We start from the raw sequence: 13,580 nt of genomic DNA on the forward strand, positions 1-13,580 counted from the left end.
GTTTGGATAATCTCAGCTAGAGCGTTTTCCGGATCGGTGTAAGGGATTCGGATATGTAGGTCGGCAATCCCTTGCCGACGTATCGGCTCGGCGAAGGGCTTTGTCGGCAAGGGATTGCCGACCTACGTTCTCCCCTCCTGGAACGAATTCGTACACTGGGATGGAAAACGCTCTAAGTACATTCCGCAAATATTTGCGGAATCTCGACAGATTGGCTTGATTGGCGGGGTTGTCCTGCAGGTTGCCTATGCCGCAAGACTTCCCTGAATGTACTTAGTGTAGGGCGCATTAGCTTTAGCGTAATGCGCCGAATGGAAGGTTCCCATGCGGCGGCGGGTTGTCGGGGCACTACCCGGATGACCGTTTGCGATTGGGATACGCTATTCCGCCCTACATAGGTTATATGGGCTGCTTTTACTTAAGAAACCTCCACCAGCGGAAGTTCGACCCGGATGCGGGCGCCCTGTTCGTCCTGCCGCGGTTCGATGCTTTCGACTTTTCCCTGGTGATTGGCCACGCACTCGCTCACGATCGCCAGCCCCAAGCCGGCACCCTCGGTGTCGGTCATGTGGGCCGCCTTGCCTCGAAAAAACGGCTCGAATATCCGCGTACGCTCCGTGGTGTCTATTCCGGGACCGTCATCTTCGACCTCCAGTTGCATACCGGTTCCCAAGTCACGAAGAATGATCCGGATCTTGCCCCCTTCCGGAGAAAACTTGATGGCGTTGGAGAGCAGATTGTCGACAATCGTCCGCACCTGGTCGGGAACACCGAGGAATTCGACAGGCTGGATCAACTCCTTGATGGTGAGGGACTTCGCATTTAGGGAGTCCCGATAATCTTCGATCACCGATGCCAGCAACGTCTTCATGTTCACCGCGTCCTTCGGTTGCGGCGATGGATTGTCCTTGACCTGGCCATAGTGGAGCGACTCATCGAACAGGTTTTGCAGTTTCTGAACGTCCTGGCTCAGCCGCGCCAACAGGTCGCGTTGCTTCGGATTCAACGCCTCGGCCATAAGCAGGCCGGTGCTTTCGAAAATGCCGGAAAGCGGCGTTTCGAATTCGTTCGAGACTTTGCTCATGAACTGTTGCTTCGACTCTTCCCGACCCAGCAAACGGGTGCGCAGCCAGTCGAGCCGATCACCGAGAAGCCGAAGGTTTTTCGGTCCGGTAACCCGGATGGGTTTGCCGAAGTCTCCCGCTCCCAGTCTTCGGATGGATTCGTCCAGTTGCCGGACCGATCGGGTAAACACGGCCAGCAGACCCGAGCCGAAGCCAACGCAAATGAGCAACAGAATGCCCAGAATGGCCCCCTTGACCAGAAGGTCCTGCCGAACCGCTCGATCAATTCGGCTCAAACCGTCCTGCCAGAACCCGTCCACGGCATCCTCCAACCCGTAAAAGGTTTCGTCTATCGACAACCTGGCTTTAGCCTCGGCCCCAAAGTCGGCGATTCGGTCATAAAACCGTTTTTTCTTTTCCGATAACTCGTTGACGAGAGGCGTCAATTTATCGTCGTCTTCGGCCCTGAAGAGTTTGTCCAATGCCTGCTCGACCGATGCATGAATGTCTTGCAGCGCAGCAGGCAGGGGCGTAACGCGATCGGCAAGTCCGCCGAACCCGCCGTGGCTTTGCACGAGCACGAGCCCGAGAGCGCTAAGGCCGAGGAGCGCCGCAAGCACGAGACGCCATCTGGTCCGCACGGGTTTTCCGGATTTGTGTACCTTGCGCACTTCTCCGGGCACCGAAACCCGATCCTTCCAATAATCCTGATCTTGCACCACCATAGGACACTCCTTGAGCAGTAAGTCCTGAGAGAGTTCAGTGACGGAAAATTGACACTAAACGGGTGTAAAGGTCAACCTGTCGTACCGAGTGCCCGTGACACGGGCACTTCGAACGGAAAACTTCAGGGCCGTTTTTGTCTCGGCGGCGAAATACTGTCGATATCCGGCTTGCCGGCGAACTGCAAGACACAGTCAGACCTTTGTTGTTTGCTTCTTGAAATGAAAGAAGCCAAATTCAAAAAAGTAAACGCCTGACCCTAGAGCACTTTCCGATTCGGTATCAGGGAGCCCGATAGGTAGGTCGGCAATCCCTTCCCAATCGCAAACGGTCGCTTTAGTCGCGACCCTTCCAATCGCAAACGGGAACTTTGGGAGCACCAAAGTCCCCCTTCCAATCGCAAACGGCCGTCCTGGGAGCGCCAGGACGCCCCTTCCCACAAAGTCCTTTGCCGAGCCGATAAGTCGGCAAGGGATTGCCGACCTACGTTCTTCCCGCCCGACACGAATCCGTACACCGGGATGAAAAATACTCTAAAGAGCCAATGGTAAGCGGCGCGGTGTAAGTCCGACCAAATGGGACATCACCACCCAAACCTTCCCCGCAGGCGCATAAACCGACGCAAGGCCATTGCCTCGCGCCGGGAAGCGGACGGGTTCATCAAAACCGTCAATGCGCCGAGGTGACCGATGCGCGGGATCCGGGATCGGCGTATTTCGCCACGCTGGAGCCGACGGTCGCCCGCTTTTTCAGCAAAATTTCGCTCACGTTGGAGCCGATCATCTTAGCCAGTTCTTCCGTGGGAAGGTCGTTGGCATCGTCGCCGAAGGGATTCTCGATTTCTTCCGCGATCAGCTCCAGGCTGCCCAGAACGAAGAACACGAAAGTAGTGAACAGGATCGTCCAGTACCCGAATTCGTGCACGAAGCAGAACGGCATGGTGACGATGTAGACGAAAATGAACTTCTTGATGAAAAGGCTGTAGGAGTACGGGATCGGCGTTTTCTTGATGCGTTCGCAGGCGCCGCAGATGTCCGTCAGCGAGGTGAGTTCGCTGTTGATGTTCAGATAATGTACTCCGGCGAGATCTCCGCCCCGGTGCAGTCGGTTGATTTCCCTGAACAGGCTGTTGGCGATAAGATTCGGCCGGTGCACGCCGGCCGGTCGGCGTTGCAGCGGTTCGGCATCGCGGAGATGCTCGTTCAGCACCGAGGCATAAGCGGCAATATGTTTGGCGATGATGAGTCTGGACGGATGGTTTTGTCGAAGGAATGCGTTGCACTTCAGCGCCAGATTGCGGGACGTATTGACCAAGGTTCCCCACTGCCGCCTGCCTTCCCACCAGCGCTCGTACGCCGTGTTGGTTCGAAAAACCAGCAGCAGCGAGATGACGAAGCCCAGTAGGGAGTGAACCAGATTCGTGCCCTTGAATTCCTCGGGCAGCAGATCGCGATCGATATAGGCTATGGCCGCGGTGAATAAGGCGACCGAACTCATGGCCGGCAACAGCCTTCTGAACGTGTCGCTTTTATGAAATTTGAAAATGAGGCCCCACCACGATTTGGGGTTGTAATTGATCACGCTGAACTCCTAAGCGGCTTTCGATCTCGGGAGTGAATTGCCGAAGTGGATTATTAAATGATGAAAACAGTCAAGACGCTATGGCATCTGCTGCGGGAAATGACCGGCGACGATGCCTATGAAAAGTATCTGGCGCATTGGCGTGTCCACCACGCCGGCGAGGGCGGGGAGCCTTTGAGCCGCAAAGAGTTTTTTAATGCCGAGCTGCATCGGCGATGGAGCGGCGTCAAACGCTGTTGCTGACGCGGCGGCGCATCCCGCCTTCGCAGGCGGGATGCCGAAAGATGCGGTGGCAGTTATATCCGGCTCTTGATCCGTTCGTAGGCGCTTCTTACTTCTTCACCGAGCATTTTGACGCTGGTCCAGACATCTTCCGAGGCGTCTTTGGCTTCGTCGGCGACTCCGGCGAGCTTGCTCTTGAACTCTTCCAGCTTTTCTTCCGTCTTGTTCCACTCTTCCTGAGCCTCGAGTTTCGCCAAGTTGAGCTGCACCCGCAGTTCGTCCCGTTGCTGAAGTAAGCCGTCCCGAAATTTTTCCAATTCTTCTTTAATGTTCATGATGATTTCCTCAATGTTGGTTCGCCTTGATCTCGCACATACAAGGCCTCCTCCGATTTCCTTGGTTTGACTTAAACGGCGCGGTATTGCGAGGATTCGTCACAGCAAGCTGTACGAACGCATGGTAACAATCTTGAACGGAACTCTTCCAGTCCATCATTGTTTTGCGTCCGATGGAGTCCTGTCGGACTTCCCTCAATAGCTGCAACCCGGATGGACCGCGGAATCCTTCGGCAAACTCCAGGCCACGGCCCGTCAGGATGGATCTTCATGCGGCCTCGATGCGCCGTTCTCCCCAGGCGTGCTGCTGGAAGACGGCGCGCAGTCTGTCCCAGTCGATGACCAGTTCGCCGCCGGCTGCCTTATGCTGTTGTTCCCAATTGATCAGAAGATCCAAGCAGGCATGATCGATATACGTCAGTTCGTGGAAATTCACGTGCACCTGAGCGTCGGGACGGACCCGCTCCAGGGCCGCCGCGAGCTTCGGCAGACGGATGAAGGTTGCGGCGCCTTTGAGGTGGATCGTGGTCCGGCCGCTCGCTTTTTTCTCTTCGACCGCAACTTCCAGATGCGAGAAGGTATACAGCAATCGGGCCAACGCCAGAGCGATTCCGACAGCAATGCCGGTCAGGAGGTCCACCACTACCACGGTACCGAGGGTCGCCGCGTATATGCCGGCTTCCGCCCGGTCGGTGCGCCACAGTGTGCGCATGGCTTTGGGATTCATCAATTTGACGCCGGTGTAGACCAGCACCGCCGCTAGGCTGGCCACCGGAATCAAGCTCAGGACGCCCGGTAGAAGGGTGATGAACACCAACATCCAGACGCCGTGCAGGATCGTGGACAGCCGGGTTCTCGCACCGGCCAGCACATTGGCGGAACTGCGGACGATCACGCCGGTCATGGGCAATACACCGGCCAGTCCGCACAGGATGTTGCCGACGCCCTGGGCGGCTAGTTCCCGATCGTAGCGGGTACGCGGCGCATGCCGCTGCATAGAGTCCACCGCGGTGGCGGTCAGCAGCGATTCGGCGCTGGCTACGAAGGCCAGAGACAGGCCCGCGAGCCAAATCGCCCGGTCGGAGAGAGCTCGAAGATCGGATCCGCTGGGCCAGCGTAACGCTTCCAGCAGATTGTCGGGGACCGGCACGTACTTGAGGTCCGCCTGCAATATCGCGGCGCAGGAGGTGCCGACCACGACGCCGAGAAGGGGAGCCGGCAGCAGCTTGAGCTTTTGCGGCGCGAGCCTGTTCCACAAGAACATGGTTACGATGGTGAGCAGCCCGATCAGGGCCGCCGGCCGGTGAACCGTTTCGGAAATTCCTTTCCATACCGCCTGCGGCAAGGTCCACAGATTGATGATGCCGCCGAATTCCTTGCCGGTCCCGGGAGGCAGATCGTCCACCATGACATGGAACTGGGAGGCGAAGATCAGAATGCCGATCCCTGCCAGCATGCCCTGGATCAACGACGGCGACACGGCCCGGAACACCTGGCCCAGCCGCAACAGGCCCGCAGCCAGTTGCACCAAGCCGGCGAGCAGCACGATGACGCCCAGGGTTTGGAAGCCGTGTTCCTGAACGAACAAAGCGACCATCACCGCCAAGCCGGCCGCCGGCCCGCTCACCTGAAGCGTGCAGCCGGACAATGCCCCGGTGACGACACCGCCGATGATGGCGGTAATGAGGCCGGCCGAGGCGGCGTGCGCCATGGGCACGCCGGAAGCGATGGCGATACCCATGGAGAGCGGCAAGGCCACCAGAAAAACCACGATAGAGGCGGGGAGGTCCGTTTTCCAGGCGGCGCGAAAAGCGGATAGTCGCAAGGTCTGTGCGTTCATAACACGATTTGCCCTTTGGGCGGTCGGAAGTTCAGGAAGAGCTTCAACGATAGAAAAATGCGAGGACCTAGATTTCCGTTGCAATGAGTGTGCGTTCGTGTACGGACGGCATGGGGCGCTGCTCGGTCAGCCGCAAAAACTGCCCGCTTCCCGCGTCATAGCCGAATACTTCGCCGGTCTCGATCTTGTAGACCCAACCGTGCAGTTTAAGTTTGTTCTGGGCCAACCCGGAGGCCACCACCGGATGGGTGCGCAGATTCTCCATTTGCGCCAGCACGTTCTCCTGAATGGTGATATTGAGCAGGGAAGCGCTCTCCAGGTCTACATACTTATCGTGAACGACGCGGCGGGTGGATTCGGCATAGGAGAGCCATTGGCTCAGGGCCGGAAAGTCGCGGGTCGATGGCCGTTCCAAGAGGCCTTTCATCGCGCCGCAATGAGAATGTCCGCAGATGATGATGTCCTTGACCCCGAGACCGGCCACCGCGAATTCGATGGTGGCGGCTTCGCCGCCCATGACCGCGCCATAGGGCGGCACGATGTTGCCGGCGTTGCGCAGAATGAACAGCTCGCCGGGTTCGGTCTGGGTGAGCAAGTTCGGGTTGATGCGCGAGTCGGAACAGGTGATGAACAGCACTTCGGGCTGCTGTCCTTTTGCCAGCCGCTCGAACAGCTCGCGCTGAGAACCGAAAAGGTCGTTCTGAAATCGGTGTAGCCCCTGTAACAGTTTTTGCATCGTTGATTCACGCTGAAGTTGACTGACGGGGCATAGCCTATAGATTGAGCTTATTATAATAAAATAGAATGTTTGAAATTCATTTATAGATTAAATCAATTAATCTGTTCTTATGGGGCGCATCAACTATCAGCATCTGTTTTATTTCTGGAATGTAGCTCGCGAGGAAAGCGTGACCCGCGCTTCCGAGAAACTGCATCTGGCGCAGCCCACCATTAGCAGTCAATTGGCGGTGTTCGAAAAAACCATCGGAGAAAAGCTGTTTTACAAGAATGGACGCAAACTGGTACTGACGGACACCGGCCGCATCGTGTTCCACTATGCCGATGAAATCTTTTCCCTGGGTCAGGAGCTGGCCAACACGCTCAAAGGCCGGCCGACCGGGCGGGCGCTCCGGCTGGTGGTGGGCGTGGCGGATGCTTTGCCCAAGCTGGTCGCCTGCCGCCTGATCGAGCCGGCCTTCCGCCTGCCGGAGCCGGTGCAGATTCTTTGCTATGAGGATAAGGCGGAACGCCTGTTGGCGGAGATGTCGCTGCAGGGCATCGATTTGGTGCTGTCGGACGTCCCCGTCACGCCGGCGAACGGTGCCAAAGCTTTCAACCACTTGTTGGGAGAGTGCGGAGTCACGGTGTTCGGAACCCCCGGGTTAGCCAGTGCGTACCGCCCGGACTTTCCCCGTTCCCTCAGCGGAGCGCCTTTCTTGCTGCCGACCGGCAATACCGCGCTCCGCCGCTCGCTGGATCAGTGGTTCGACGCCGAGGACATCAGCCCGAAGATCCAAGCGGAAATCGAAGACAGCGCCTTGCTCAAGACCTTCGGCAGTGGCGGAACCGGGCTGTTCGTCGCGCCCTCTGCGGTCGAGGAGGAGATTCAACGTCAGTACGACGTGGAAGCCATAGGCCGGATCGATTCCGTGCGGGAACGGTTCTACGCGATCACCGAACGCAGGAAACTCAAGCATCCCGCTGTGAGCGCGATCCTGGAAAATGTCGGCAAGAAGCCGCTCTGATCCGCAGCCAGTTCCGGCATCGCCGTTTCCTTTTATCGAACGACCAGACAAGGTGGTTAAAAGGTAGGCGGGGATAAGCCCGTCCCGGTAATTCCTAAGACCCTTCGGTAGACCCGGCCGTTGGGCCAACGGGTTCGTCGGAAGGGTGGCTTCGGCGCTCCCGAAGACACCGTTTGCGATTGGGAAAGGATTGCCGACCTACGACTTTCCGAGGAATTCATTCTTGTAGGATGGGTAGAGCGAAGCGAAACCCATCGATGGTGGGTTAGGCGGCGAGGCCGTAACCCACCGAACGACTTCGGACCGGTGGGTTACGCGGAGCCTGTCCCGAGCGGAGCCGAGGGGCTAACCCACCTACGATAATGTTCACTCGAACGCCGGATGGAATAAGCGGTCAACCGCCGTTTCTTAGGTTCAAAAGGGGCCGGGCGATGTTCCTTGCAAAGGATCGCCTCGGTCGAAAGGCTCAGCGCCCGCGGCGAGCCAGAAATCCCCGCAGCAGCAGGGCCAGGGGCGAACGTTTGAGTTGCAGCGATTCCTCCAGCGCCTGCCGGGCCGCGGCGGCGTCGCCCGCGCCGAGCCGGGCGACGGCCTGGTGCAGCTTCGCGCACGCCTGTGCCTCGGCGGCGAGCGGGAGGCTCAAATCGGTCCGGCAGCGGGCGCACACCGGGTCCTCCCGCAACCGGGCCTGGCAGGTGGGGCAGCGCTCCATCAGGTATCGAGGTAATAGAGAATGTCGGCGAGACGCTCCACCGCCGTCTCGACGGCCTGGAGATCGCCGGCGGCGATGCCGTCCCTGATATCTTCGATGAGGTCGATCATGTCCTCGCGGTCTTCCTCGGACGCTTTCTCCAGCAGGCGTTCCGCCTTTTCCACCAGAGCCCGCGCCTTGACCTCCGTATGATGCCGCTCCGAAGCCGCTCCTTCCACAAGCGTTTCGGCTCCGGCCGCCGGCCCGAACAGGGCGTCGATGCGGGCCTTGGCCGCCCCCATCTCCTCTCCCTGGAAACGGGCGATGGCATTGTTGATGGTGATGGACTTGGAAAGGCCGGTGTCCTTCTCCCGAGCCGAGACGTGCAGGATGCCGTTCAGATCCAGATCCAGGCTGACCGTGACGGTGTTGCCCGCGGGCACCTTGCGCAGGCCCTTCACCCTGAATTCGCCGATTTCGATATTGTTCAGGGCGTCCGGGGCCTCGCCCTGGTAAATCCGGACGTCCACTTCCTGCTGACCGTCAAAGCTGGTGTAAAAGGCCTCGGTCTTGCTCACCGGCAGCGGGGTGTTCTTGCGGATGATGGGGACATAGACGTAGGGGTAGAGTTCGCCGTCGAGTTCGGCTATGGCGGAGGTCCCATAGGTGTAGGGCGTGATGTCGACCAACACCGCGGATACCGATTCTCCCGCGATCACCCCGGCCTGGACGGCCGCGCCCATGGCGACGCACAGATCGGGGTCGATGTTCCGGTGCGGCTCCTTGCGAAGCTCGCCGAACAGCCGCTCGCTGACGACGGGCGTGCGGGTGCTGCCGCCCACCAGCAGGATTTCGTCGATGTCGGAAGCGGTCAGGTTGGCGCCGCGCAGGGCGATGTGCACCGCTTCCAGGGTTTCGTCGATATAGCCCGCGATCATCTCTTCGTACTCGTAGCGGGACAGCTCCAGCGACAAATGGATGGGCGTCCCCTCCTTCTCGAATAGATATTCCTCGTCGATGCGCACGAAGGGCTGGTCGGACAGGGTTCGCTTGGCGCTCTCCGCGGCCCGGTTGATACGCGCCATGATCTGCCGCGACTCGGTGATGTCGAAGTCGTGCTCGCGCTTGATGTGCTCGACCAGATGATCGACGATCCGGGCGTCGAAATCGTCCCCGCCCAGCCGGTTGTTGCCGTGGCTGGCCAGGACTTCCACCACATCGTCCTCGATGCTCACCACCGACACGTCGAAGGTGCCTCCGCCCAGGTCGTACACCAGTATCCGTTTGCGCGTTCCGGTCTTGGCCTCGTAAGCCAGCGCCGCGGCCGTGGGCTCGTTGATGATGCGCACCACGTCGAGACCGGCGATCTCCCCTGCTTCTCGGGTGGCCTGGCGCTGGGCGTCGGAAAAATAGGCGGGGACGGTGATCACCGCCTTTTGCACGCTCCGTCCGAGGTAGTCCTCGGCGGTCGCCTTGAGACGCTTGAGGATGATGGCGGAGATTTCCTGCGGGCTGAAGTGCTGGCCCGCCAGCTCCACCCTGAGATCTTCGCCCATGTGGCGCTTGATGGACTTGACCGTGCGCTCCGGGTAGAGAATGTACTGATTGTGCGCCGGTTCGCCCACCAGGACGTCGCCGTGCTCGCCGATGCCGACGAAGGACGGCAGGATCTTGCGTCCTTCCCGGTCGGGGATGACGGTTACCTTGCCCTCCTTCAGAATCGCCACTTCCGAGTTGGTCGTGCCGAGATCGATGCCGATGATGATGTCGCTCATAGTTTGTTGGCCCTGACTTCCGCTAAACGTAAGACTTCGTCGCCCCAGAGAAATCCCTTGCGCAGTTCCGCCGTGACGATGCCGTTTTCGAGATCGGGCTGCCGGTCCAGTTCCAGCACGGTCATGGTGTGGGGATCGACGGGCAGACCCATGACCTCCAGCGGCCGGACCTCGTGGCGCGCCAGGATTTCCTCCAGCCGTCTGAGGCTCATGCCCTGGCCTTCGCGTATGCTCTCGATAAAGCGCCGGTCCTCCGGACGCGACTTGATGCGGAACCAGCCCTTGACCGGACGGTAGTTGCGCAACGCATTGAGACCCGCGGAGAGCCGGTCGTGCACATCCAGAAGATCCAGCAGCGCGGAACGCAGGGCGCTGCGGCGCAGGGTGGAAAACTCGCCCTGAAACCGCTCCAAAGTCTGATTCAGATTGCTCTGGCTGTCCCTGAGCCATTCGTGCGCTTCGCCGACCGTATCGAGAGCGGTGCGGAACTGGCGCGACTCGGTCCGGACCTCGGTGCGTAGCGCCGCCAGCTCACCGAACAGGGTGAAAAGGTCGGTCTGCCTCGCCGCGTCTTCCTCGAAACCGGCGGGCGTATCGAGGTACTGCCGGAATTCTTCCAGCAGACGGATCTTGTTCGCTTCGTCCATCATGTATCGGTGTGCTTCTCGGACAAATGCTCGGCCAGGCCCTCGGTGAGCGTCCGGATCAGGGTGCCGGCATCCGGCCGTTCCGGCCGGCCCGGTCGCAGAATCTGGCGCAGCAGGACGGAAACGTCGGGCTTTTCCCGATGGAACAACCGGTATTCCCGGCGCTTCTTGTCGGTCTCGATGAGCTCATAAGCCTTGCGGATACGCCGGAACTCCCCGGCGTTCCGCTCCGGCGGGAATTCCCGGACCTTGCGTAGATAAGCCTTCTTGATTGCCTCGTCGCCGGCGTCTTCCTCCACGCCCAGCACTTCGTAAGGGGTTTCCATGGACTCTCCTAGGATTTTTTCGTGTTCTTGGATTTCTTGCCGCGGCCGGGCAGGGGCAGTCCGTCCAGAATCCGGCTCGCGTCCACACCCAGGCCGCCCAGCAATTTGTCGAGAATCAAACCCAGCGCATCCTTCTCCGATAGCTTCTCGAGCTGCTCGGGGGGATAGTCGCCGAGCAATTCCTTCGCCCGTTCCTCGGGGGACAAGCGGTCGAGTTCCTCGATGCGCTCCGCGAACCGCTCGGCCGCCTCCTCGTCGAGACTGTCCAGCCCGTCCGGAAAAGCCTCATGAAAATCGGGTTGCAGGGATTCCTCGTGCTTGCGCAGAAATTGATCGATCAAGGCCGCGGTGCGGCGGTCGCCCGCCTGGTGCGCCTGGTCCAGATTCATCTGTAGCCGGAGCCCATCCATGGGCAGCAGCCTGCCCGCATCGCCCCGGCATTTCGCATAAACCTCGAAATACGCGAACACCGGCGCGTAGCGGCACCGCCTCGCCCCCTGTTTCGCGCATTCGGCCAGGAGCTCGTATTGGCCGGCAGCGGCGAAGCCCTGGCAGAGGCCGAAGAAATCCTCCTCGGACAGTTCCGCCTGTTTGAAGCTCCGCTTCAGCATCGGCGCCAGCTTGTGGAGAGCCTGCGAGAGATTCTGCCGCCCCTCGCCCCGGTACAGGCCGAGCAGCCTGACCAGAGTCATAAGCTCCGGCTTATCGGCCAAATGCTGCTTGTCCAGTCCCTGGATCAGGCTATCTGGGCCCTTCAGGGGCAAATCTGCCGCGAGCACTTCCATTGCCCACTGAAACCAGGCCGCCGCGCCGCCGCCCGCGGCGGTCCATGCCTCCTGCCAAAGATTCCGGCAGCGTTCGTTGTCGGCCTGCCAGAAGGCCGATAGCCCCTCGAGCCAGAGCAGGGCCGCGCTGCGCCGCTGGGGATCGAGCTTGCGGGCCGCGGTCAGCTCCGCTTCCGCCAGATCCGTGCGTCTGGCTTTCAGTTGCTTGCGGGCGTGGCCCAGATGGGCCTCCAGCAGAAAGCGGCGGGCATCGCTGTTGATGGGGTCGATTTCAAGGAGGGTCTTGGCATAGTTCGCCACCTTCTTGAACGCCTTGCGGCGCTGGGCCGCCCGCATCGCCGGAAGCAGAACCTCCGGGTCCCGCGGATAGCGCTTCACGGCGCGGTCCAGCCAGGACAGTGCGGCCTTGGCGTCGTCGAACTGCTCCAGCAGTCCGATCAGCCTTAGGTAGGCTGGCTTGTCGTCCGGGTCCAGTTCCAGGCTCTGCTCCAGGCAAGCGATGGCCAACTCGGGGAATTCCTTCTCGGCCAGGTCGGCCACATGGCGGAAGATCAGGGCCTGGGTGAGAGGTTCATCGCGGCCCTGCGGGGCATTCTTCAAGAGAGCGATGCATTCCTGCCAATACCGGCTGGCCTCTGGATAATCGAGTATTTCCTCGGCGTGGAGCGCCTTGATGCGGCATTGTTCGAAGGGAATCAGCTTGCCGAATGCCCGCTCGTAGAACGGGATGGCCTCCGGGGAGTCCGCCAGGGCCGCGAGACAGAAGCGGCGGCTTTCGGCCTCGCCCAGTTCGGCGCGGTGACGCAGGACCGCTTCCAGAAGCGGCCGGGCACCCTTGGCCTGGGCGGCGCTTTGGATGTCCCGCAACAGCGCGAGTTCCTTCTTGCCGTAGCCTTTCAGCTTGTCGACAACGGCACGCAGCTTCGGCGGAAGCTTGAGATAAGCCGCCACGTCCGGCGCAGGGGTTGCCAACTGTTCGCGCAGAGCCGCGGCCAAATTCCGGCAGGCCGAATCGGGATCGACGCGGTCCAAGACTTCCGACGCCCCGTCGGGATCGCGTTCCACCGCAAGGAGGCCCTTGAGCAGAGTGCGCAGATTCCGGTACGGCGAGCGGGACGATACCTGCCGCAGGCATTCCTCCGCTTCGGCTTCCCGGCGCTCCGCATAAGCCGCGAGGGCTTTCCGGAGCAGCGGCTGCTGCCGGACGATGGCATGCTCCCTGGGCAGGGCATCGAGCAGCTTGTCGTTTTCCAGGGCCAGCAAAGCCGCGGCCTCGACCAGACGCCGCCCGGTCGCGGAGGCGACAAAGTCATCGGGGACCGCTGCGAGCGCCTGGCCGAGCTTCACCATCTGCCCGGCCTTGAGCAGCCAGGTCAGGTACTCCCCCGAAAGCGGCGTGCCGGGGCGAAGACCGGCATGGTTCTCCCACAGCATCGCCGCTTCCTGGAACATGCCCTTCCCGGCCAGTTCGCGGGCACGTCCCAGATAGGCCTCGGCCAGAAGGTCTTCCGACTCCTGCCGGCGCTCCTGTTTCAAGAGGTCCTTCAGAGACGCGATCGCGTCCTTGAAATACCCGCTCTGGAGAGCGCGCTGGGCCGCGGCTTTGAGTGCCGGCACGGATTTCAGCGGTGAAGGTTTGGATTTCATCGGCGGGTTGGAAAGCAGGGGACAAGATGCGAACGGGGATTATCGCAAAAAATCTCCATTCGCGATTCAAGGAGATGTACGGATGCGGTATCGAATGAATCCCGTCAGCCGACCGGTTCAGCGGCGACTTTCCGGATTCGACGCAGGTTCGGACCGGCACGGTCCCGACTGGCAGTCGAAATCGGGTTCAGCACGCAGG

General features: G+C 60.4%; 12 protein-coding genes. 2 read left to right on the forward strand and 10 right to left on the reverse strand.

What is annotated here, in order from left to right:
- Positions 1-418: 418 nt before the first annotated feature.
- Positions 419-1,789: an ATP-binding protein gene (locus ACWJJK_RS00760; RefSeq protein WP_434110562.1), complete on the reverse strand. Its 1,371-nt coding sequence runs from the start codon at positions 1,787-1,789 to the stop codon at positions 419-421.
- A gap of 667 nt (positions 1,790-2,456) precedes the next feature.
- Positions 2,457-3,368, reverse strand: coding sequence for a bestrophin family protein (locus ACWJJK_RS00765; RefSeq protein WP_434110560.1), 912 nt, complete (start codon positions 3,366-3,368; stop codon positions 2,457-2,459).
- A gap of 57 nt (positions 3,369-3,425) precedes the next feature.
- On the opposite strand from ACWJJK_RS00765, the gene ACWJJK_RS00770 reads away from it, so the two are divergent.
- Positions 3,426-3,611 carry a YbdD/YjiX family protein gene (locus tag ACWJJK_RS00770; RefSeq protein WP_434110558.1) on the forward strand — a complete coding sequence of 62 codons (186 nt, stop codon included), beginning with the start codon at positions 3,426-3,428 and terminating at the stop codon, positions 3,609-3,611.
- A gap of 53 nt (positions 3,612-3,664) precedes the next feature.
- Here ACWJJK_RS00770 and ACWJJK_RS00775 read toward each other — a convergent pair whose 3' ends face one another.
- From ACWJJK_RS00775 to ACWJJK_RS00785, 3 genes are all read right to left on the reverse strand, one after another.
- Positions 3,665-3,925 (reverse strand): hypothetical protein, encoded by a 261-nt coding sequence (locus ACWJJK_RS00775; RefSeq protein ID WP_077730857.1) that lies wholly within the window; start codon positions 3,923-3,925, stop codon positions 3,665-3,667.
- 268 nt (positions 3,926-4,193) lie between these two features.
- Positions 4,194-5,765 (reverse strand): SulP family inorganic anion transporter, encoded by a 1,572-nt coding sequence (locus ACWJJK_RS00780; protein ID WP_434110556.1) that lies wholly within the window; start codon positions 5,763-5,765, stop codon positions 4,194-4,196.
- A 67-nt stretch (positions 5,766-5,832) separates the two neighbouring features.
- Complete coding sequence (locus ACWJJK_RS00785) at positions 5,833-6,501, reverse strand: carbonic anhydrase (RefSeq protein WP_077730859.1); 669 nt, start codon at positions 6,499-6,501, stop codon at positions 5,833-5,835.
- A 112-nt stretch (positions 6,502-6,613) separates the two neighbouring features.
- On the opposite strand from ACWJJK_RS00785, the gene nhaR reads away from it, so the two are divergent.
- Complete coding sequence (gene nhaR / locus ACWJJK_RS00790) at positions 6,614-7,510, forward strand: transcriptional activator NhaR (RefSeq protein WP_434110554.1); 897 nt, start codon at positions 6,614-6,616, stop codon at positions 7,508-7,510.
- 466 nt (positions 7,511-7,976) lie between these two features.
- On the opposite strand, the gene ACWJJK_RS00795 is transcribed toward nhaR, so the two are convergent.
- Genes ACWJJK_RS00795 through ACWJJK_RS00815 form a run of 5 tightly spaced genes read right to left on the reverse strand, consistent with a single transcriptional unit; the run spans position 7,977 to position 13,381 of the window.
- On the reverse strand, positions 7,977-8,222 hold the full coding sequence (locus ACWJJK_RS00795; RefSeq protein ID WP_077730861.1) for a hypothetical protein: 246 nt from the start codon (positions 8,220-8,222) through the stop codon (positions 7,977-7,979).
- Positions 8,222-9,976 (reverse strand): Hsp70 family protein, encoded by a 1,755-nt coding sequence (locus ACWJJK_RS00800; protein WP_434110551.1) that lies wholly within the window; start codon positions 9,974-9,976, stop codon positions 8,222-8,224. The genes ACWJJK_RS00795 and ACWJJK_RS00800 overlap by 1 nt, the downstream gene beginning before the upstream one ends.
- Positions 9,973-10,626, reverse strand: a complete 654-nt coding sequence (locus tag ACWJJK_RS00805) for a nucleotide exchange factor GrpE (protein ID WP_434110549.1) — start codon at positions 10,624-10,626, stop codon at positions 9,973-9,975. The genes ACWJJK_RS00800 and ACWJJK_RS00805 overlap by 4 nt, the downstream gene beginning before the upstream one ends.
- On the reverse strand, positions 10,623-10,949 hold the full coding sequence (locus tag ACWJJK_RS00810) for a DnaJ domain-containing protein (protein WP_434110547.1): 327 nt from the start codon (positions 10,947-10,949) through the stop codon (positions 10,623-10,625). Before ACWJJK_RS00810 ends, ACWJJK_RS00805 begins: the two co-directional genes overlap by 4 nt.
- A gap of 8 nt (positions 10,950-10,957) precedes the next feature.
- Positions 10,958-13,381 (reverse strand): tetratricopeptide repeat protein, encoded by a 2,424-nt coding sequence (locus ACWJJK_RS00815; RefSeq protein WP_434110545.1) that lies wholly within the window; start codon positions 13,379-13,381, stop codon positions 10,958-10,960.
- Positions 13,382-13,580: the final 199 nt, after the last annotated feature.

It is taken from the genome of Methylocaldum gracile, from assembly GCF_053646815.1.

Excerpts from the sequence above, each read along its gene's own strand:
- ACWJJK_RS00770 (WP_434110558.1), top strand. The coding sequence starts at position 3,426 with ATGATGAAAACAGTCAAGACGCTATGGCATCTGCTGCGGGAAATGACC.
- nhaR (WP_434110554.1), top strand. The coding sequence starts at position 6,614 with ATGGGGCGCATCAACTATCAGCATCTGTTTTATTTCTGGAATGTAGCT.
- ACWJJK_RS00780 (WP_434110556.1), bottom strand. The coding sequence starts at position 5,765 with ATGAACGCACAGACCTTGCGACTATCCGCTTTTCGCGCCGCCTGGAAA.
- ACWJJK_RS00810 (WP_434110547.1), bottom strand. The coding sequence starts at position 10,949 with ATGGAAACCCCTTACGAAGTGCTGGGCGTGGAGGAAGACGCCGGCGAC.
- ACWJJK_RS00815 (WP_434110545.1), bottom strand. The coding sequence starts at position 13,381 with ATGAAATCCAAACCTTCACCGCTGAAATCCGTGCCGGCACTCAAAGCC.
- ACWJJK_RS00800 (WP_434110551.1), bottom strand. The coding sequence starts at position 9,976 with ATGAGCGACATCATCATCGGCATCGATCTCGGCACGACCAACTCGGAA.
- ACWJJK_RS00775 (WP_077730857.1), bottom strand. The coding sequence starts at position 3,925 with ATGAACATTAAAGAAGAATTGGAAAAATTTCGGGACGGCTTACTTCAG.
- ACWJJK_RS00805 (WP_434110549.1), bottom strand. The coding sequence starts at position 10,626 with ATGATGGACGAAGCGAACAAGATCCGTCTGCTGGAAGAATTCCGGCAG.
- ACWJJK_RS00785 (WP_077730859.1), bottom strand. The coding sequence starts at position 6,501 with ATGCAAAAACTGTTACAGGGGCTACACCGATTTCAGAACGACCTTTTC.
- ACWJJK_RS00795 (WP_077730861.1), bottom strand. The coding sequence starts at position 8,222 with ATGGAGCGCTGCCCCACCTGCCAGGCCCGGTTGCGGGAGGACCCGGTG.
- ACWJJK_RS00760 (WP_434110562.1), bottom strand. The coding sequence starts at position 1,789 with ATGGTGGTGCAAGATCAGGATTATTGGAAGGATCGGGTTTCGGTGCCC.